This window comes from uncultured Selenomonas sp., assembly GCF_963528755.1.
Taxonomy (GTDB): Bacteria; Bacillota; Negativicutes; order Selenomonadales; family Selenomonadaceae; genus Selenomonas.
The window spans coordinates 1-19,991 of the sequence record NZ_CAURXA010000005.1; the positions used below are offsets into that span (position 1 = coordinate 1).

Annotated in this window: 16 protein-coding genes and 3 tRNA genes; 16 read left to right on the top strand and 3 right to left on the bottom strand. The window is 52.3% G+C overall.

Annotated elements, in window-relative coordinates:
* The first annotated feature begins 91 nt into the window (after window positions 1–91).
* The 3 genes from RWS31_RS06830 (at window position 92) to RWS31_RS06840 (ending at window position 535) form a co-directional block, all read left to right on the top strand.
* Window positions 92–167, top strand: a tRNA-His gene (locus tag RWS31_RS06830).
* Window positions 168–171: 4 nt separating this feature from the next.
* Window positions 172–247: transfer RNA gene (locus RWS31_RS06835), tRNA-Trp, on the top strand.
* Window positions 248–444: 197 nt separating this feature from the next.
* A tRNA-Ser gene (locus RWS31_RS06840) sits at window positions 445–535 on the top strand.
* An 87-nt stretch (window positions 536–622) separates the two neighbouring features.
* Here RWS31_RS06840 and RWS31_RS06845 read toward each other — a convergent pair.
* Window positions 623–2,296, bottom strand: a complete 1,674-nt coding sequence (locus tag RWS31_RS06845; RefSeq protein WP_314596984.1) for a DUF4127 family protein — start codon at window positions 2,294–2,296, stop codon at window positions 623–625.
* Window positions 2,297–2,408: 112 nt separating this feature from the next.
* Between RWS31_RS06845 and rsmD the strand changes: the two genes are divergently transcribed.
* The 7 genes from rsmD to RWS31_RS06880 all read left to right on the top strand — a co-directional run bounded on the left by rsmD (window position 2,409) and on the right by RWS31_RS06880 (window position 7,452).
* Window positions 2,409–2,984 (top strand): 16S rRNA (guanine(966)-N(2))-methyltransferase RsmD, encoded by a 576-nt coding sequence (gene rsmD / locus RWS31_RS06850; RefSeq protein WP_314596985.1) that lies wholly within the window; start codon window positions 2,409–2,411, stop codon window positions 2,982–2,984.
* On the top strand, window positions 2,981–3,469 hold the full coding sequence (gene coaD / locus RWS31_RS06855; RefSeq protein WP_314596987.1) for a pantetheine-phosphate adenylyltransferase: 489 nt from the start codon (window positions 2,981–2,983) through the stop codon (window positions 3,467–3,469). Before rsmD ends, coaD begins: the two co-directional genes overlap by 4 nt.
* Before the next feature lie 51 nt (window positions 3,470–3,520).
* Entirely contained in the window at window positions 3,521–4,006 is a 486-nt protein-coding gene (locus tag RWS31_RS06860; protein ID WP_013740861.1) for an ATPase, read from the top strand.
* Window positions 4,007–4,091: 85 nt separating this feature from the next.
* Window positions 4,092–4,793, top strand: coding sequence for a nickel pincer cofactor biosynthesis protein LarB (larB, locus tag RWS31_RS06865; protein WP_314596990.1), 702 nt, complete (start codon window positions 4,092–4,094; stop codon window positions 4,791–4,793).
* A 3-nt stretch (window positions 4,794–4,796) separates the two neighbouring features.
* Window positions 4,797–6,095, top strand: coding sequence for a nickel pincer cofactor biosynthesis protein LarC (larC, locus tag RWS31_RS06870; protein ID WP_314596992.1), 1,299 nt, complete (start codon window positions 4,797–4,799; stop codon window positions 6,093–6,095).
* A complete protein-coding gene (larE, locus tag RWS31_RS06875) occupies window positions 6,092–6,910 on the top strand; it encodes an ATP-dependent sacrificial sulfur transferase LarE (protein WP_314596994.1) in 819 nt (272 codons plus the stop codon). The genes larC and larE overlap by 4 nt, the downstream gene beginning before the upstream one ends.
* 167 nt (window positions 6,911–7,077) lie before the next feature.
* On the top strand, window positions 7,078–7,452 hold the full coding sequence (locus RWS31_RS06880) for a hypothetical protein (RefSeq protein WP_314596995.1): 375 nt from the start codon (window positions 7,078–7,080) through the stop codon (window positions 7,450–7,452).
* A 200-nt stretch (window positions 7,453–7,652) separates the two neighbouring features.
* Here the strand turns inward: RWS31_RS06880 and RWS31_RS06885 are convergent, their stop codons facing one another.
* Together RWS31_RS06885 and RWS31_RS06890 are read right to left on the bottom strand one after the other, a co-directional pair.
* Window positions 7,653–8,504 (bottom strand): IS3 family transposase, encoded by an 852-nt coding sequence (locus RWS31_RS06885; protein ID WP_314596997.1) that lies wholly within the window; start codon window positions 8,502–8,504, stop codon window positions 7,653–7,655.
* Window positions 8,501–8,803, bottom strand: a complete 303-nt coding sequence (locus RWS31_RS06890; RefSeq protein WP_314596998.1) for a hypothetical protein — start codon at window positions 8,801–8,803, stop codon at window positions 8,501–8,503. The genes RWS31_RS06885 and RWS31_RS06890 overlap by 4 nt, the downstream gene beginning before the upstream one ends.
* Before the next feature lie 575 nt (window positions 8,804–9,378).
* Between RWS31_RS06890 and RWS31_RS06895 the strand changes: the two genes are divergently transcribed.
* The 6 genes from RWS31_RS06895 to RWS31_RS06920 are packed head-to-tail and all read left to right on the top strand — an operon-like array spanning window position 9,379 to window position 19,589.
* Window positions 9,379–9,609 carry a helix-turn-helix transcriptional regulator gene (locus tag RWS31_RS06895; RefSeq protein ID WP_314596999.1) on the top strand — a complete coding sequence of 77 codons (231 nt, stop codon included), beginning with the start codon at window positions 9,379–9,381 and terminating at the stop codon, window positions 9,607–9,609.
* Between the two features lie 17 nt (window positions 9,610–9,626).
* Window positions 9,627–12,866 carry a helicase-related protein gene (locus RWS31_RS06900; RefSeq protein WP_314597000.1) on the top strand — a complete coding sequence of 1,080 codons (3,240 nt, stop codon included), beginning with the start codon at window positions 9,627–9,629 and terminating at the stop codon, window positions 12,864–12,866.
* Window positions 12,866–13,492 carry a DUF4391 domain-containing protein gene (locus RWS31_RS06905; RefSeq protein ID WP_314597002.1) on the top strand — a complete coding sequence of 209 codons (627 nt, stop codon included), beginning with the start codon at window positions 12,866–12,868 and terminating at the stop codon, window positions 13,490–13,492. Before RWS31_RS06900 ends, RWS31_RS06905 begins: the two co-directional genes overlap by 1 nt.
* A complete protein-coding gene (locus RWS31_RS06910) occupies window positions 13,485–15,398 on the top strand; it encodes a site-specific DNA-methyltransferase (protein WP_314597004.1) in 1,914 nt (637 codons plus the stop codon). Before RWS31_RS06905 ends, RWS31_RS06910 begins: the two co-directional genes overlap by 8 nt.
* 1 nt (window position 15,399) lies before the next feature.
* Window positions 15,400–16,521, top strand: a complete 1,122-nt coding sequence (locus RWS31_RS06915; RefSeq protein ID WP_314597006.1) for a PDDEXK nuclease domain-containing protein — start codon at window positions 15,400–15,402, stop codon at window positions 16,519–16,521.
* Window positions 16,518–19,589: a DEAD/DEAH box helicase family protein gene (locus tag RWS31_RS06920; RefSeq protein WP_314597008.1), complete on the top strand. Its 3,072-nt coding sequence runs from the start codon at window positions 16,518–16,520 to the stop codon at window positions 19,587–19,589. Before RWS31_RS06915 ends, RWS31_RS06920 begins: the two co-directional genes overlap by 4 nt.
* The last annotated feature ends 402 nt before the right edge of the window (window positions 19,590–19,991 follow it).

The following is a 19,991-nucleotide window of genomic DNA, read 5'->3' on the forward strand; positions in this document are numbered from 1 at the left end:
TACGTCGAAAGTACTTGGTTGGAGACGACCTGGGAGGATAGAAAGCTGCTGGTTCTGACGTGCCACCGCTTTTGCGGTGGCATACCTTATGGCGGCTGTGGTGAAGTGGTTAACACACTGGATTGTGGCTCCAGCATTCGTGGGTTCGAGCCCCACCAGTCGCCCCATCTTAGGGGTATAGCTCAACTGGTAGAGCAACGGTCTCCAAAACCGTAGGTTGTGAGTTCAAGTCTTACTGCCCCTGCCATTGTCATATTGGCCTCATTTCTTGGAAATGAGGTTTTTGTTTTTAATCAGAATGTAAGTCGTGGAGCACGGGAAGACTAAGGAGATCATGTAGCTTACGGAAAATTTCGGTTGACAAGGCGGCATGGGTCTGTTATTATATCTTATGTCGCTAGCTTGCGGACAGATTTTTCTGTAGCTTGCGCACCAATCGCATACGGAGTGGTACTCAAGAGGCTGAAGAGGACGGTTTGCTAAATCGTTAGTGTGGGCAACTGCAGCGGAGGTTCGAATCCTCTCCACTCCGCCATTTGAAAATATAACCGCCGATTTCGTTCGGCGGTTTTTTTATGTTCGTAGGCTTTGACGTCTCATGCAGAATTGTTCCCTTGAATCGTCACTGCACGGCTGTGAAGGGTGTCGTTTCCAAATAGATCTCGAAGGTGCGTGGCCATGGGAAGCTCATGTCGGCTTGGAGGTCGTAGACGGCGAGTTCGGCGCTATCCCCGCCGGGCAGATGGACGCGGAAGGGGCGGCGGCACGCCTTTGTGCTCTTGAAGGTCTGTAGGCGATCGTCTATCGCTTTTCGGAGCATCGCGGTCGCCGCGAGATAGTCGTGTTCTAGGTCGAGGTCGTAGACGTTTTTTGTACCGTTTTTCTTGAGGTTTGTATTGACGAGAGTGATGACGTCTTTGAGGTAGAAATAGTCTTCTAAGAAACGATTGTTGAGCAGCTTGAGATTCGCAGCGTGAAGTGCGAGAACTTCCTCTCGCGTCGCCGCCTTTTCGCGTGCAGCGGTAAAAATCGCTGCCTGCGAGAGAGCCGTGCCGATGGAGTTGCTCGCCGTGTTCCATCCGGCATAAGAGCGAAGCCCTTCGACGGGAGCGCCGCGCCCGATCAGGAGCGGCAGCAGCGTCTCCTCGGCTGCGAAGTGGCGGCTGAGGTCTACGAGAGCGACGGGCGTGTCCGAGGCAAGATATCTTTCGATGCGCTCGACGCTTTTTCGACGCGAGGAGAGGTTTTCTTCCGAGCCTGCGCTGATGAAGAGTACGAAGTCGGCGCTCGCGGCGGAAGCTGTGCATTCGCCGCCGAAAACAGCGATTTTTTCCCGCGCGGTTTCGCGCAGGGAAATCGCCATGAAGGGTAGAATTTCGTCGGGCGTTGATTCGTCATTCCAATCGAGGAAGATCTGCGGCCGGTGACCGTTTTTTGCGACGGAGATGGCAGTGAGAAGCGTCAGAGCGAGTTCGTCGGCACCGTGGACGATGGCGGCTTTTTCCTTTGGAATTTGTTCTTCGATGAGACAAGCCTGCAGATGGCGCTTCTCGATGTTGGGGATGCTGTACTTTTCGCCGTCGTCCTGTCCGATGAGGAGTCGTTCCAGTGTTCCTTCCTTGACAAGTTCGATGAGAGCACGAGAGAGACGTTCGTTTTGCTCGAAGAGCGCGAGGTACTGCGCGAGACTTGCGGGGTTGATCTTCTCTTCCAGTTCCTGCATCTTCGCCGCATCCTCGGGGTTGCCGCAGAGCGCATAGCGATCGGCGAGGCGCGAGTAAGCGAGGAGGTATTTGTTGTCGTAATAGTCGTCGATGCTTGCGGGTGGAATCATACGCGGCAGGATGGAGAAGGCATAGATGGGAACCGTCGGATGCGCGGCATGCAGTTCGCGCAGATAGGCGATGAAGGCCTCGATTTCGTCGGGCGATTTGTCCGCCTCGCGTGCTGCGAGCAAACCGCCGTAGAGAAGCTGGTCGATGGAGATGACGGCGGCGTCGCTCTGCGCCAGATTTTCACGCAGCCACTTCTGCGCCTCCTTCGTTTGGCCCGGCATCGTGTAGTAGTCCTGCATCTCGTAGGGCAGGGCGGCAATCTCTGTTCCTGCGACATCGGCGGTGTCGAGCACGAGTTGGCGGCACGGCGGTCTGCCGTCGAGCGGCACGAGCACGATGCGTCCCGTTTTTTCGCGCACGGCGTTGAGCGGTGTGCCGTCGTAAGAAGGGCGCAGGAAAGTGTAGAAGAGCGCGAGGACGCAGAGCGCGAGGACGGCGAGATACAGCAGTCGCTTTTTCAAGGAAGTTCCTCCTAAACAAGTCGATTTTTCAATATTATAGCATAGCGCGGTTCACGAAACGAAAAAAATATGATAAAATATGAAAGGTTATCCTTGATTTTGAGGTGAGATTATGCGTATCATCACGGGTACGGCGCGTGGCTGCCGCTTGAAGACGCCCAAGGGCGAGGCGACACGGCCGACAGCTGACCGCATCAAGGAATCGCTTTTCAATATCCTCGGTCGGCGTGTCGAGGCGGCGCATGTGCTTGATCTCTTTGCGGGAACGGGGGCGCTTGGCCTGGAGGCTTTGAGCCGCGGCGCGGCGTCGGCACTCTTTGTCGATGAGAGGACGGCTTCTCTGATCGAGGAGAATGCCGCTAAGACGCGGCTTTTGGAGCGCACTGAGGTCGTGCGCTCCGACGCTCTGCGCATCTTGACGCGCCTCGGCAGCGCAGGGCGTTCCTTCAACTTGATTTTCTGCGATCCGCCATACCGGCAGGGGCTTTGGGAGAAGGTTCTTTCCTCTGTGGATAGAGAAGGACTGCTCGCGCCCGGCGGCTGTATGATCGTGGAGCACGGCGCGGAGGAAGAAGCACTTCCAGCGCTCGAAAACCTTCGCTGCGTGCGTGAGGAGAGGTATGGAAAGACGACGCGACTGCGCTTTTTTTGCGTGGCCGGCGAAGATCGAGGAGGCGAGTCTCGATGATCAAGGCTGTATGCTCGGGGAGTTTTGATCCTGTGACGAATGGTCATGTCGATATTTTCGAGCGAGCGAGCCGCATGTTTGATGAGCTTATCGTGGGTGTTTTCCACAACATCCGAAAGACGCCGTTCTTCACGGTGGAGGAGCGTTTGGAACTTCTGGCAGAGGCGACGCGCCATATCCCGAACCTGCGCGTCGGCGCATTTGAAGGGTTGTTGCCCGAATACATGCGCGAGGTAGGAGCGACCGTCATCGTGCGCGGCCTGCGTTCCGTCACGGACTATGAGTATGAGCAGAAGCAAGAGCAGATGCTCAAGTACATCGCGCCTGACATCGAGACGGTGTTTTTGCTCACGGATCCGCGCTATTCCTTCGTCAGTTCCTCGGGTGTGCGGGAAATTGCAAATTTTCACGGGCGAGTGACAGGACTTGTACCCGAGTGTGTAGAATTAGCTATAAATAGACGTTTTGAAGATGAAGCTCATTGAAGGAAGATGTTTCCTCATATCAATATTCTTGAAAAGAAGGCGGGCAGAATTATGGCTGTAAAAAATATTTTGGATTCCATAGAAAATCTTGTTGTCGAGTCGAGGCGCATGCCTTTGATGAACAAGAGCCTCATCGACGAGACGGATCTTATCCACCTCGTCGACGAGCTGCGCCGCGAATTGCCCTTGGAACTGCAGAAGGCGGAGCGGGTCATGCAGGAGCGTCAGGAGATCCTCGACCGTGCGAACGACGAAGCTGCGGCACTCATCGAGAAGGCGAAGAAGTACGCGGCGGAGCTTGTCGACAAGAACGAGATCGTCATGCAGGCAGAAGAGAAGGCCAAGGCGATCATGCAGCAGACGAAGGAGCAGGAGCGCGAGATCATGGAAAAGACCATGGCGAATGCAAAGCAGCTCAGGGACGATGCCGACCAATATGCGAACCAGGTCTTTGACCATCTGATCGGCAACCTCGGCAACGCGCTGCAGGTCGTGCAGCAGGCAAAGGACGATCTGAATCACGGTCCCAGGGGCTGATGAACGGAGAAGAAGGCGCTGTGCAAGGCAGCGCCTTTTGTCTATGTGACGGAGAGAAGCCGCAGCTTTTCCTGCGAGGCCTTCTGTGCAGGAAAATCCATGGGATGAGGTGAGATTTGTGGAGCAGAAGGAATTGGGCTTTGCCGCCGTCGATACGGGACGCGAGAAACGTCAAGGATTTGCTGAGGTCGTCTATGGCGCGGGCAAGACGGCGCAGCAGATCGCCGAGATTTTGAAGACGTTGCTCGCCGAGAGCGAGGGCAACGTCATGGCGACGCGCGTTGACGCACAAAAGGCGCGAGCGGTTCTTGCCGCCTTGCCTGAGGCGCACTACGACGAGGTTTCGCGCATCGTTTATGTCGAGCGCAAGGCGCGATGCGAGGATGCGGCGCACCGCATCCTCGTCCTCACGGCGGGCACGAGCGACATCCCCGTCGCCGAGGAAGCGGCGCTGACGGCAAGGCTCATGGGAAACGACGTCAGAACGATCTACGACGTTGGCGTCGCGGGCATCCATCGCCTGCTCGCCCACAAGGAAGAACTTATGTCGGCGAACGTCGTCATTGTTGTCGCCGGCATGGAGGGGGCGCTCGCGAGCGTCGTCGGCGGCCTCGTCGCGCGTCCCGTCATCGCCGTGCCGACGAGCGTGGGTTACGGCGCATCGTTTCACGGGTTGACGGCGCTTCTTTCCATGCTCAATTCGTGTGCGACAGGTGTCGCCGTCGTGAACATCGACAACGGCTTCGGTGCGGGCGCGATGGCGAGCCGCATCAATCAGACGAGGTGAAATATGAGAGCGATATATTTGGACTGTTTTTCAGGACTGAGCGGCAACATGCTGCTCGGCGCGTTCCTTGCGGCGGGCATGCCGCTGGAAACGCTGGAAGTCGAGCTGCGCCGCCTGCCGATGGCGGAAGAGTTTCGTTTGAAGGTTAGTTCCGTGAAGAAGAATGGCATCGCCGCAACGTATGTCGACGTCGAGCTTTTGGGTGCAACGCATGGGCATTGCTGCGAGCATGGGGAAGGACACGACCATGCGCATGAACATAGCTGCGAGCATGACCACGGACATGCAAATGAAGGAGCTGTGCCTGCACATGAACATAGTCACGAGTATCACCATCGTACGATGCATGATGTGCGCACAATCTTGGAGCGCTCGTCGCTTTCTGCGGAAGTCAAGGAGATGAGCCTCAAGATCTTCGGCGTTCTCGCGCAGGCGGAGGGCAAGGTGCATGGTGTGAGGCCAGAGGACGTGCATTTCCACGAGGTCGGTGCTGTCGATTCCATCGTCGACATCGTGGGAACAGCGATCTGCCTCGACTATCTTGAAATCGAGAAAATTTTCGTTTCCCGCGTGAATACGGGAAGCGGCACCGTGCATACGCAGCACGGACGGATGATGGTGCCCGCGCCCGCGACGGCGGAGCTGCTGCGGCTTTTCCCCACCTATCATGAAGGTGCGGCGAAGGAGTTGACAACGCCGACGGGTGCCGCCGTCCTCGCCGCACTCGCCGAGTTCTCCGACCATGTGCCCACAGATCTTCTGACGGAGTGCATCGCCTACGGTGCTGGCACGTGGGATCTCGAACTTCCGAACGTCGTGCGGCTCTATATCGGCGAGTGCAAGGGCGGCGGCAAGCGCGATCTCTCGCTCATCGAGACGAACATCGACGACATGGACGCGCAGCTCTTCGGCTATGTGAGCGAGCGCCTCTTCGCCCTCGGTGCGCTCGATGTATGGACGACGCCCATCTACATGAAGAAAAACCGCCCAGCGCACATGCTGTCTGTTCTCGTGGAGGAGGACAAGAAGGCGCAGTGCCTTTCTCTGCTCTTTTCCGAGACGACGAGCATTGGCATGCGCGTGCTACACGTCGATGAGCGCGTCGAGGCTGTGCGCCATACAGCGCTCGTTGATACGCTGCACGGCAAGGTGCGCTGCAAGGTCAGCGCCTACGGCGGCAAGATCGTTTCGCTCTCGCCCGAGTATGACGACTGCCGCGAGATTGCTGTGCGTGAGGGCATTCCGCTGAAGCGCGTGCGCCAAGAAGCGCTCGATGATCTGCGCGAGCGGCTTGGTGAATGATGGAAAAGGAAAAAGAGGAAACACTCTTCTCCCTTCTGCAGTCCTACGGCTCGGCCGTCGTCGCCCTGTCGGGCGGCGTCGACAGCGCCGTCCTGCTCGTGGCGGCGGTGCGCACGCTCGGCGCGGCGCATGTCGCCGCCGCTACCGCTGCATCCGAGCTTTTGGCCGAGAGAGAGCTAGAGGACGCGAAGCGCTGCGCGGCTCTTGCAGACGTTCCCCTGACGATTTTGCCGGCAGACGACCTCGCCTCATCCGACGTCGTAAGGAACGACGAACGTCGCTGTTACTACTGCAAGAAGCGCCGCTTTGAAATGTTGGTCGCTTGGGCGAAAGAACATGGCTTCCGACGCGTTCTTGATGGCACGAACTCTGACGATGCGGGAGACTATCGCCCAGGACTTGCCGCGATTGAAGAGCTTGCTCCTTTCGTCGCCTCGCCCTTGAAGGAAGCGCGGTGGACGAAGCGCGATATACGCGAAGCGGCGAAAGCGTGGGGCGTCCCCGTATGGTCGAAGCCTAGCGCCGCTTGTCTAGCCTCGCGCATCGAGTACGGCATCGAATTGACGAAGGAGCGCCTTCGTGCGGTGGAAGTCGCAGAAAATGCCCTGCGCCGTTACATCCATGGTCAGCTTCGCGTGCGCTGTCACGGCAGACTCGCACGCATCGAGGTCGAGCCGGCGGAGTTCGATGTTTTCTGGCAGCATCGGGAAGAGATGGAAGATGCCGTGCGGTCGGCAGGCTTCACCTATGTGACGCTCGATCTTCGTGGCTACCGCATGGGCAGTCAGAATGAAGGTCTGGATATGGATTCGTAGAAGATGCACCGCGCCTAGAGGAGATGAGTCGCCTCTTCGGCGTGGTGTTTTTCATTTATGAGAGGACGCTCATTGCCTAATATATGATATAATGAGAACAGGCATCCGGTGTTCTAGAGGAGTTGGCGCACGGGTTGATTTTAAAATTTTCAAAGGAGGGAATCATTATGAAACTGAAGAAAGTACTTTCCGTGGCGTTTGCTATGTTGTTACTCTCGTCCAGCCTCTGTTTCGCCTCCGTGGAGCGCTATTCGATCAGTGAGAGTGTCATGAAGACGAAATGCACCGATCAGGCGCGCTCCTCTGTCTACGTGAAGAATGGCAGCAGCTACACCGAATATTGGTGCACTCGCTTGGGTCCGCCTGCGGCTCATGAAATTGCTGAGGAACTGAGCAACGGCGTGGAAGTGTACACGCCGAACAAAGTCATCTACAGCACTTGGAAATCCATGGGCGCCGTGCGCGATTTGGGCAGTATGCGTGTTCCCGGAGTTGATGTCTACCATTTCATTTTCACAGCGCCCAACGCTCTACCCAAATGAGTACAGCATGTACATCGACCATAGGATGCCAACAGAATACTATTGATGAAAGCAAGAGAATCCCCTGTTTGGGCTGTGTGCCAAAGGCAGGGGATTCTCTCTTTTCATCGCCAGTGCTTTAATCTAGACACAGCAGTAAATTGGACTGATCCCTGCTAAGCGGACAAGAAAATAAACCACTGTCGTAGAATTACGCTGATTTATGCGGTTTTGCTCCATATTTCATATGGAGTAAGACCGTTTTTCAGTTGTATGCGCTCATAGTTGTAAAAGTGTACATATTGTGCTACAGTTTCCTCTAACTCCTTCCTTGATCCAAACTTCATCCGATGTAAGCATTCCGACTTCAGTGTTCCAAAGAAATTTTCCATCGAAGCATTGTCATACGGGCAGCCACGCTTTGACATTGACGGCGTGAAGTGGTATTCTTGACTTAGGTCGTAATACGCTTGGGAAGAGTACTGCGAACCTTGGTCGCTGTGGAGGATTAGTCCATTAGCGACCATTTCCTTTTGTAAGGCGTCACGCACGGTGTCCGTAACGAGTGAAGCTGTCATATCTGTGCCGATGCGCCATCCCAGCACCATTTTGCCGCATTGATCAATGACGGCACACAGATAGCACATGCCATGTGCCGTCGGTATATACGTGATATCTGTTGCCCAAAATTGATTTGGATACTCCGGATTGAATTGCCGCTTCAACAAGTTTTCATAGCGATGTGCCGCGTCTTTGTAATGCGTATATGGACGATGACGGCGAATTTGTGCGAGAGCATCGATTTTGCGCATGACACGCAAAACACGCTTTCGATTCACGTGAATCCCCGTATGTTTTCGAAGCCATTTGCAGACGCGACGATAGCCGTATGTGAAATGTGTTTGTTCCTGACAGGTCAAGATTTGTTGCTCCAGCCAGGCATCTGCGTCTGATTCCTGCATTCGATATCGCCAGTCGTAGTAACCGCTGCGCGATACTTCCAGAATCCGGCACAAAGCGACAACCGGATAGACGTTACGCAACCGCTCAATAACACGATATTTGACGCTCACCTCCTTCCAACTTCGCAAAGAAAATTTCGCAGGACATCGACCTTCATACGGAGCTCGATTACTTCGTTTTGTAAAGAGGTGCGCTCATCGATTGCTTGTTTGCGTAGGCGCCCTTTCGGACGAGGAATAGATCCGGCTTTCCTTAAGCGATCTTTGCGCCGTTGGCGTTTTATGAATCCCTTGATTTGCTCTTTGGTCAATCCATAGATTTCACCAATTTGCCGATGTGTTTTTCCTTCTGTCTTGAGACGGAAGATTTCATCGGATAACTGCTCAATTTTTGTATATTGTCTTGGCATAACGAATCCCTCCTGTTGTAGTTCTTATTCTACAACAGGAGGGATTTTTATTCACTGTCCGTATTTTGGGGAGCAGTCCAAATCTTCATGTTGGGATTGTACTCCACAGCGGCTTCAACCCGACGAACACGTCGTTCTGGAACATAGCGCTGGAAATGAAACCGTGCGATATAGGTAGAATAGGAGTTTCATCTTATGATTACGTATTCTGTATATGGAAGGAATAATAATTTGCAGCTATATTCTCGTTTCCACCAAGGAATAAAAGAAGAGCGGTAGCGAATCGCTATGGAAGAGATGAGAATTCCTGCAAAACGGATGTTTGTTGATATGCAAAGCGGCAAGGACTCTGTGTGTCTTGCTTATCGCATTGCTGAAAATTGCAGATTGAGGATGTTTTTGTCGGTAAAAGTATTAATCGTTTGAAGCGCAATTACGAGTAGTCTTTGCGTAGCGATTTTGACATTCTGCGAATAGAGAGGGAGGTTAAAAATAATCGAACATATGTTGATTTTCATCTAGTTTCTGGATATAATTCTTATGATTGTTTATCAAATATTAACAGAGGTGAGAGAGTGGCTGTTAGCTACAGGAAATTATGGCATCTCTTGTTGGATAAAAAAATTGGCAAAATCGAGCTTGTCAAGATCGCAGGGCTTTCGGATTATACTTTGCGAAAATTAAACAAGGACGAGGATGTTTCCACCGAGGTGCTTTCCAAAATCAGTGCGGCGTTGGATTGTGATGTGCAGGATATCGTAGATTTTCTTCCTGAGCCCAAAAATGGCGTGCAAAATAAATCATAGAAAAGAAGGAGCAGGGTATGGAGATTTTCAATAATACCACAAAGGTTGTCGCCGATGATCTTGCAAAGACAATCGTTCCTGGCTCGCGCATATCCATTGCGGCGGCGTATTTTTCCATCTATGCTTACCGGGAGTTAAAAAAACAACTGGAGTCTTGTGAGGAGCTGCGCTTTATCTTCACATCGCCTACTTTTGTGGCGGAGAAAACACCCAAAGAAAGACGTGAATTCTACATCCCTCGCCTGAAACATGAAAAAAGCATATACGGCACGGAGTTTGAAGTTCGTCTTCGCAATGAGCTGAAACAGAAAGCCGTAGCAAAAGAATGTGCGCAGTGGATCAAGCGAAAGGTCAAGTTTCGCACGAATACTACACGCGAGAGCATGAACCATTTTCTCGTGGTTGAAAACAACGATGAAGCCTACACATATACGCCCATGAACTCCTTTACTACGGTGGACCTGGGCTGTGAGAAGGGAAACAATCTCACGAATATGGTCATGCGCTTGGAAAATCCCAACAGCCAGGAATTTCTTCGTACCTTCGATGCGGTATGGAATGACGAAGAGAGACTTTCCGATGTCACGGAAGATGTTGCCGCCATGATTTCCGCCGTTTATCGTGAAAATCCTCCGGAACTCATCTACTTTATGATTCTCTACCATATATTCAGTGAGTTTCTGGAGGATATTTCTGAGGATGTGCTCCCGAATGATGCCACGGGATTTAAAAACAGCATTATATGGGGGAAACTGTACAATTTCCAAAAAGATGCCGCGCTTGCCATCATCAACAAGTTGGAAATGTACAGCGGCTGTATATTGGCGGACAGTGTCGGTCTCGGCAAGACCTTCACCGCGCTCGCGGTCATCAAATACTATGAGGAACGCAACAAAAATGTACTGGTGCTCTGCTCCAAGAAGCTCGCAGAAAATTGGCTCACCTATCGCGGCAATCTTGTCAATAATTCGCTGACCCAAGACCGTCTGCGCTACGATGTTCTCTACCATACCGATTTGTCGCGGGACAGCGGCAACACCGTGATCGGACTTCCTATTGACCGTATCAACTGGGGAAACTATGACTTGGTGGTGATCGACGAAAGTCATAACTTCCGAAACGGCACGGGCGAGGGAACGCATAAGCTGGAAGACGGCAGGGAAAACCGCTATACTCGGCTCATGAACAGAATCATCAAGCCCGGGGTCAGGACCAAGGTGCTGATGCTCTCGGCCACTCCCGTCAACAATCGTTTTTATGACCTTCGCAACCAGCTAGCCTTGGCCTATGAGGGAAATCCGGCAGAGTTCAATGAAAAGCTCAAGACACAAGCGGATATTGACACGGTGTTCCGCGAGGCTCAGAAGGTCTACAACACCTGGTGCAAGCTGCCGGAGGAAGAGCGAACAACAGCAAATCTTCTGAAACGGCTGGACTTCGATTTCTTTGAGATTTTGGACAGCGTGACCATCGCTCGCTCTCGCAAGCATATACAGAAATACTACGATGTGACGGATATTGGGAATTTTCCCCGAAGAAACAAGCCCGTCACCCTCCGTCCCATGCTGACCACGCTCCCGAATGCCATCAACTACAAGGAAATATTCGAGCTGCTCTCCAAGCTGCACCTGACCATATACACGCCTACGGAATTCATCCACGCCAGTAAGCTCTCGAAGTATCTGAACGAAGAAGAAAGCGAGAAGTTTCGCAAGGGACGCGAACTCGGGGTTCAACGCCTCATGCGTATCAATCTCCTAAAGCGCATGGAAAGCTCCGTTCATTCCTTCCTCTTGACGGTGAAGCGCATCCATGATTTTCTGCACGATACCGTTGAGACACTGGATGCCTTTGCGAAAGGAAATGGCACTGGATCGCTGGATGAGGTGAGCGATCTGTCCGGCATGGAGCGGGATTTTGACGATGATGACCAAAATACGGAGTTCTTTGCTGTGGGGAAAAAGCTCCGGATCGATCTGAACGATATGGATTACATTTCGTGGAAAAGGGACATGGATGAGGATCTAGAAAGTCTCGCGCACTTGATTGCCATGGTGCAGGACATCACGCCGGAATACGACTTTAAACTGAACGAGCTGTATCGCGTCATTCGCGAGAAGATTTCTTCGCCCATCAATCCCGGCAATAAGAAGATTCTCGTCTTTACCGCTTTTGCGGATACGGCGGAGTATCTTTATGAAAACGTCAGCCAAATGGTGAAGAAAGAGCTGGGGCTGAATACAGCACTGGTGACCGGCTCTGTAGATGGCAAGACGACGGTGCCGAAAATCAAGGCAGACATGAATCATGTGCTTTCCTGTTTTTCGCCTAAGTCGAAGGACAGGGAGGTGCTTTATCCCGACCTTGAAGTGGATATTGACATCTTGATCGCCACCGACTGTATTTCTGAAGGACAGAACTTGCAGGACTGCGATTTCTGCGTCAACTATGACATACATTGGAATCCCGTGCGCATCATCCAGCGATTTGGACGCATCGACCGGATCGGCAGCCGAAACAAAGTGATTCAGTTGGTGAATTTCTGGCCGGATTTGACGCTGGACGAATATATCAACCTGAAATCGCGTGTAGAAACAAGGATGCGCATTTCTGTCATGACTTCCACCGGGGATGATGATCTAATCAATCGGGAGGAAAAAGGTGACCTTGCATACCGCAGTGCGCAGTTAAAACGCCTGCAGGAGGAAACCGTGGATTTGGAGGATATGACGGACGGGATCTCCATCATGGACTTGGGATTGAATGATTTTCGCATGGATCTCATTGCCTACATGAAGGAGCATGAGAATCTCGACCGTGTGCCTTTTGGAATTCATGCTGTGGTAAAGGGGGAAAATCCCGGCATTGTCTTCGTGCTGAAAAATGTTAATGACAGCATCAATATCGAAAACCACAATCGCCTGCACCCTTTTTATATGGTCTATGTGGGCATGGACGGAGAAATTATCGCAAACCATCTCCAGCCCAAAGATACGCTGGATATTTTGCGGCTCTTAGCCAAGGGTAAGGAGGCGCCGGAGAGCGCGCTATGCGATACATTTAATAAAATGACGGCAGACGGCAGGAAGATGGAAATGGTTTCTGTACTGCTGGAAGATGCCATTATGTCGATCATCGAGGCAAAGGACGAGGGAGACATTGACAGCTTTTTCGGCGGCGGACAGACGACCTTCCTCGATAAAGGATTTTCTGGGCTGGATGATTTCGAGCTAATCTGCTTTATGGTTGTGATATGATGCTGGATTTACCGGAGGCTACACGGGTACATAAACGGCTGCCCAAGGAGGATTTTTACAAGAGGCTGAATCTCACGGCAGCCTTGAAAGAAAAATTCGTTGCCGATGTAGAGCAGATTTATGTGGAGAACAGCCTGACCAAGGAGAGGCTGAATCTTGCCCGGGATTCCGCCGTGCAGGAGATCCTGCTTCTCGCCGTCACGCTGAAGAAAAAAGACTTCGACGGCAAAGTGATCGAGGCCATCGCCCGACAGAATTCGCATGAGCTGATTTTCCTTCTGCTCTATGAGGAGGAGGCGCAGCTTGCCGTTTATCGCGGAAAGTTGTACCGCAGCTCGTGGTTGCCGAAGACAGAGATCACTCTCGCGGCACGAGGATTCTCGCTGGAGGAGATCTTGACGGGATTCATCGAGCAGATCGCGCTCGTTGGAGAAGAGGGAAAAACGGACGAAAATAGATCTATCGACGAACGGCTTCATTTGCAGGAGAAAATCGGCAAGCTGACGAAACTCATCGAAAAGACCGAGCGGGCGGCTTGGAAGGAAGTGCAGCCCAAGAAGAAATTCGAGCTCTTTCAGAAACTCAAGAGATATAAAAAGGAATGGGAGGATTTGCAACGTGGATAAGCTTGAAATGCACACGAGGGATTTGACGGAGGAAAACTTCCAAAAGCTTGCCGCCCTTTTTCCGAATGCCGTGACGGAGACGGCAGGAGAAAACGGCGAAGTCGTTCGTGCTATTGATGCGGATGTACTCAGACAGGAAATTTCTGCTGAAGTGGTGGAAGGCACGAAGGAGCGCTATCAGTTCAACTGGCCGGACAAGAAGAAGTCCGTCGTGCTCGCGAATCAACCGATTGCCAAGACGCTGCGCCTCTTGCGGGAGAAGTCGACAGGGCGTGACGGCACGCCGGGGAGCATTGACACGGAAAACATCTATATCGAGGGCGACAACCTTGATGCGCTGAAGCTCCTGCAGGAAACGTATCTCGGCAAGGTGAAATTGATCTATATCGATCCGCCCTACAACACGGGCGGCGACGCCTTTGTCTATGACGATGATTTTGCGGTCAGCGGCAAGGAGTTTGAGGAGAACAGCGGGGCTGTCGATGCGGACGGCAACCGCCTTTTTGATCTGCGTGAGAACAATGAATCGAATGGGCGGTTTCATACGGACTGGCTCAATATGATTTACCCGCGTCTGCGACTGGCGAAGGATTTGCTGGCGGATGACGGGGTTATTTTTATTAGCATTGGCGATGAGGAACTAGAGAATTTACGAAAAGTTTGTGATGAGATTTTTGGAGAAGTTAATTTTCGTAATCAAATAACGATTCGACGTGGGGCTAAATCCTTGCAAGCCCAATTTGACTCATGGGATAAACTAGGGCAGAGCGTAGAGTACATTTTGTTATATACGCGAAATAGTGAATATCGGTTTCCAAAACAAATGAAACCTCTGGATGAGAAACGTGCGGGAACATGGAATAATCATTGGCGTGGAACGGATCGACCGACAATGCGCTATGAATTGTTCGGATACACACCTAAGCAGGGGCAATGGAGATGGAGTAAGGAGCGCAGCTATCAAGCTGTAAAAAATTATCAGCGAATGCTCTTGGAAACGGGGCAAGAAGAAGGCTCGTTCGTGCCTACTGAAATTGTGGATAAATGGTATGCCGAGCAAGGAGAGGATATAGATCTGCTGAGACTTTCGTCTACAGGAAAAGCAGAACATTATATTGCCTCTGCTAATAGTGTGGTATTAAACAACTCGTGGGTAGATTTGTTAGTTGGAAGTTCCAATGAAATAAATCAACTATTTGAGAACAAGGTCTTTGAAACAGCTAAACTAACGGAAACGATAAAGCGGATGTTACGATTTGCCACCAAAGACGCCATCATTCTAGACTTTTTCTCCGGCTCTGCCACTACCGCCCATGCTGTCATGAAGCTAAATGCCGAGGATGGCGGACATCGCAAATTCATTATGGTGCAGATTCCCGAACCTACCGCTGACAAAAGCGAGGCGAAAAAGGCGGGCTATGATACGATCTGTGACATTGGCGAAGAGCGCATCCGCCGCGCTGCCAAGAAAATCAAAGAGGAAACGAATGCCGACATCGACTACGGCTTTCGCGTGTTCAAGATCGATTCTTCCAATATGAAGGACGTCTACTATCGCCCGCAAGATCTCAAGCAGGAGGAAATCGTCCTCCTTGCCGATAACATCAAAGAGGATCGCACACCGGAGGATTTGCTCTTTCAGGTCATGCTCGACCTCGGCGTTCTCCTTTCCTCCAAGATCGAAGAAAAAGATATTGCGGGGAAAAAGGTTTTCACGGTGGAGGACGGCTACTTGATCGCTTGCTTTGACAAGGATGTGACAGAAGAGGTTGTCACGGCGATTGCCAAAGAAAAGCCTTTCTACGCTGTGTTCCGCGACAGCGGCATGGCGACGGATGCTTTGATGGCGAACTTCGAGCAGATCTTCGAGACGCACAGCCCGCAGACGGTGAGAAAGGTGCTGTGATATGGACGATATGATTTTGTATGAGCAGACCGATAACATCTTTTCTGATGCAGAGAAAATCATAGAAGTTACGCAAAAGACGGCTTTTCGTGCTGTGGATCGCATTCTGATACTCAGAAACTGGCTTCTCGGCAAGCGGATTTTTGAGGAGGACTTGCAAGGCGAAGACCGCGCTGCATACGGGGCAGAGGTCATCGTCAAACTCGCCAAGCACCTGAACGCAAAGTACGGACGTGGCTTCAGTAAGCGCAATTTATGGGAGGCTCTTCGCTTCTACAAAGCCTATCCGCAGATTGTGCAGACAGCGTGCGCAGAATTGGATTCTGCCGATGAAAACGAGATTGTGCGCACGATGAGCGCACAATTCAACATGCTTAGTTGGTCGCATTACCGCATCTTGATTCAAGTTTTCGACAAGATCGCCCGAGATTGGTACGAGCAGGAGGCTGCCAGAGAAAATTGGAGTGTCAGGACGCTGCAACGGAACATCTCGACGCAATATTACTATCGCATATTGAAATCCCGGGACAAGGATTCTGCAAGGCAGGAAATGAAGAGGCTGACTTCGCCCTATGAGGACAAGCTGGAATTTATCAAAAGCCCCTATATTGCCGAATTTCTCGGTATGCAGGAGAACCGGGCTTATCAGGAATCCGAGCTTGAGCAGAGCATTCTTGACAATTTGCAGGATTTCATGATGGAACTGGGCAAAGGCTTTACTTTTGCCGGAAGGCAGAAACGAATCCACACCGAAAAAGCTGACTATTACATCGACCTTGTTTTCTACAACTATATCCTGAAATGCTTCGTGCTGATTGATTTGAAGGTGGGGCGCATCACGCATCAGGACGTGGGGCAGATGGATATGTACATCCGCATGTATGATGATTTGGTGAAAATGCCGGAGGACAATCCTACGCTCGGCATCGTCCTCTGCTCGGAAACCGACGAGGACATCGCCCGCTATTCCGTCCTCCACGGCAATGAGCAGCTTTTTGCCTCGAAATATAAGTTGTATCTGCCGACGGAGGAGCAGCTGCGGGCGGAGATTGAAACGCAGAAGCAATTCTTCCTATTGAAGCAGGCGGAGAGACGAAACGAGGGGAAAGAAGGACCGATATGAAATTCAAGTTCACCATACAGCCGTATCAGACGGAGGCGGTGGAGAGCGTGACGGGGGTCTTTGCCGGACAGGGGTTTGCCTCGCCCCTTTCCTATCGGCGCGATGTGCCGCAGGCAGCGCAGGCGAGCCTTTTTGATGGTGAAGCGGGCGATGATTTCACCATGGGCTTCGCCAATGCTCTCGTGGAGCTTGACGCGGGGCAGATGCTCACGAACATCAACCGCGTGCAGAGCCGGAACAATATCCATCTGAGCCAAGGTGTCGTGACTAGCGGGCTTGGCCGCTGCTCTCTCGATGTGGAGATGGAAACGGGCACGGGAAAGACCTATGTGTATATCAAGACCATGTTCGAACTGAATAAGCAATATGGCTGGACGAAGTTCATCGTGGTCGTGCCGAGCATTGCGATTCGCGAGGGCGTGAAGAAGAGTTTCGCCGTCATGCAGGAGCATTTCATGGAGCATTACGGCAAGAAGGCGCGTTTCTTCGTCTACGATTCCAAGAACCTCGCCGAGATCGACCATTTCACGCAGAGCGCAGATCTTCACGTCATGATCATCAACACGCAGGCGTTCAACGCGCGCGGAAAGGATGCACGCCGCATCCGCATCGAGCTCGACGAGTTCGGCAGCCGCCGTCCCATCGACGTCATCAAGAAGTGCCGGCCGATCTTGATCTTGGATGAGCCACAGAAGATGGGCGGCAATGCCACACAGGCGAGCCTCAAGGAGTTCGATCCGCTCTTCTGCCTCAATTATTCGGCTACGCACAGGGATCGTCATACGCTCGTCTATGTGCTCGACGCTCTCGATGCTTACAAGAAGAGGCTGGTCAAGCAGATCGAGGTCAAAGGCTTCGACGTGAAGAATCTCGGCGGCACGAACCGATACTTGTTTTTAGAAGGTATCGTCATCTCGGGGGACAGGCCGCCGACGGCGCGTCTTGAATTTGAAATCGGGCGTCAAAAGTCCATCAAGCGGGAAACGCGGCTGGTGCAGGCGGGCGACGATATTTTCGCGCTGTCGAAAAATATGGAGCAGTATCGCGGCTATCGGGTCAGCCAGGTCGATCCCGTAAATAGGATGCTGTATTTCACCAACGGCGAGGAGATCCGCGTGGGGGAAGTGCAGGGAGATATGTCGGAGGAAACGCTCCGCCGCGTGCAGATCCGGGAGACCATCCGCTCGCATTTCGAGAAGGAGAAGGAGATTTTCGGCAAGGGCATCAAGTGCCTTTCCCTCTTTTTCATCGACGAGGTGGCGAAGTACCGCAAGTACGATGAGGACGGCAGCGAAATCAATTCCGAATACGGGCAGATCTTCGAGGCGGAATATACGGCGATCCTCAACGAGTATCTGACGCTTTTTTCCACGCCTTACGAGGAATATTTAAGGGGCATAGAGACGGCGAAGACGCACACGGGGTATTTCTCCATCGACAAGAAGGGGCGCAAGGTGGACAGTGCTTTGAAGCGCGGTAGCGACGAAAGCGACGATATTTCCGCCTATGACCTCATCATGAAGGACAAGGAGCGGCTGCTTTCCTTCGAAAATCCCGTGCGCTTTATCTTTTCACATTCGGCGTTGCGCGAGGGCTGGGACAATCCCAACGTGTTCCAGATCTGCACGTTGAAGCGCGGCGGCAACAGCGCGGCGCAGAAGCGACAGGAAGTCGGCCGGGGACTGCGGCTCTGCGTCAATCGGCATGGCGACCGACAGGATGAGCGCCTCTTGGGTAGTCAGGTGCAGAAGGTGAACCGGCTGACGGTCATCGCCGCTAACGGCTACCAGAATTTCGTCGCCGACTTGCAGCAGGGCATCCGTGAAGACCTCTACGATCGCCCGACGGAGGCGACGGCGGAATATTTCATCGGCAAGATGCTCGTGCTGGACGGTAAGGATGTGACCGTCAGCGAGAAGCAGGGGCGCGGTATCTACAATTACCTCGTCCGCAACGAATATGTGGACGACGATGGGCATATCACCGACAAGTACCGAGAGGACAGGGAAGCGAACACGCTCGCGCCTTTGACGGAAAGTATCGCGGAACTCGGCGCGGCGGTTCACGCGCTTGTCGCCGGCATCTTTGACCCCCATGCTTTGGACGGCATGATCCGAGACGGAAACGAAACGAAGGTTTCCGACAATCCTCTCAACGAGAACTTTTACAAGGCAGAGTTCAAGCGCCTATGGAATCTGATTCAGCACAAGTATGCCTACACGGTGGAGTTTGACGGCGAGGAGCTTGCCCGAAAGGCCATTGTGCACATCGACGACAAGATGTTTGTGACGCGCCTCCAATACACAGTGACGACAGGGCAACAAGAGAGCGATTTCACGTCGGCGAAGCTGAAAAGCGGCGACGCTTTCGTGGCGGAGAAGAGCCGGACATACACGCTTGATCAGGGCGCAAATTCTGCCGTCAAGTATGATGTAATCGGCAAGATCGCCGAGGGCGCGAAACTGACGCGCCGCACCGCCGCCCACATCATAGCGGGTATTCGCCCCATGGTATTCGCCATGTTGCAGAACAACCCGGAGGAATTCATCGCCAAGGCGATTCGACTCATCAACGAAGAAAAAGCCGCCATGATCGTGGAGGAGATCACCTATAACCGCACGGAGGGCGTGTACGACAGCGCCATTTTCACCGCCGAGAAGAACAGTGATTTTTCCCGCGCTTATCATGCCAAGAAGAATGTACAGAGTTACCTCTTCGCCGACGGCTATGCCACGGATGGAAAAAGCGTCGAGCGGCGCATGGCGGAGGAGATGGACACGGCCGATGAGGTATGCGTTTACGCCAAACTGCCCAAGGGCTTTCATATCCCGACGCCCGTGGGAAACTATTCGCCCGACTGGGCGATCGCCTTCAACAAGGGGATGGTCAAGCACATCTTCTTCATCGCCGAGACGAAGGGGACGATGGAAAGCTTGAAATTGAAACCCATCGAGCAGGCCAAGATCAAGTGTGCGAAGAAGCTCTTTGCTCACCTCAGTGACGATGATGTTGTGTATCACGAGGTGGACAGCTACCAGAGTTTGCTGGACATCATGGAAAAATTATAAGCGGTCAATTACAAAAGCCCGATGAAAAGTCGGGCTTTTGTAATGAGGAGTTGGATCAATATCTTGCAGATGGTAGCATACGTATTTAAGGTAATGAGGTAGACAAGGGGCGGTCGCGTACCGCTTCACTGATCTATAAATCTATTGTAATGGAATCACTGATAAATTTAGCCTCCCATCTTCACATATCTGCGCTGTCCTCTCGGCATCTACAAATCCTCGATAGATACAGCGCATCTGTGCAAATCTGGGCAACCTCATTTTATCAGCGCTCCCTTAAAGAGCAATTTTGGTGCGGTTGATTTTTTTCGCCTGTTCGTTATAATGAAAGTGGATGTTCAGCGAGAGCAGAGCCGCGCAGGTGCGGCAAATGAACGTATGGGTTTACAGCATTTACAGGAG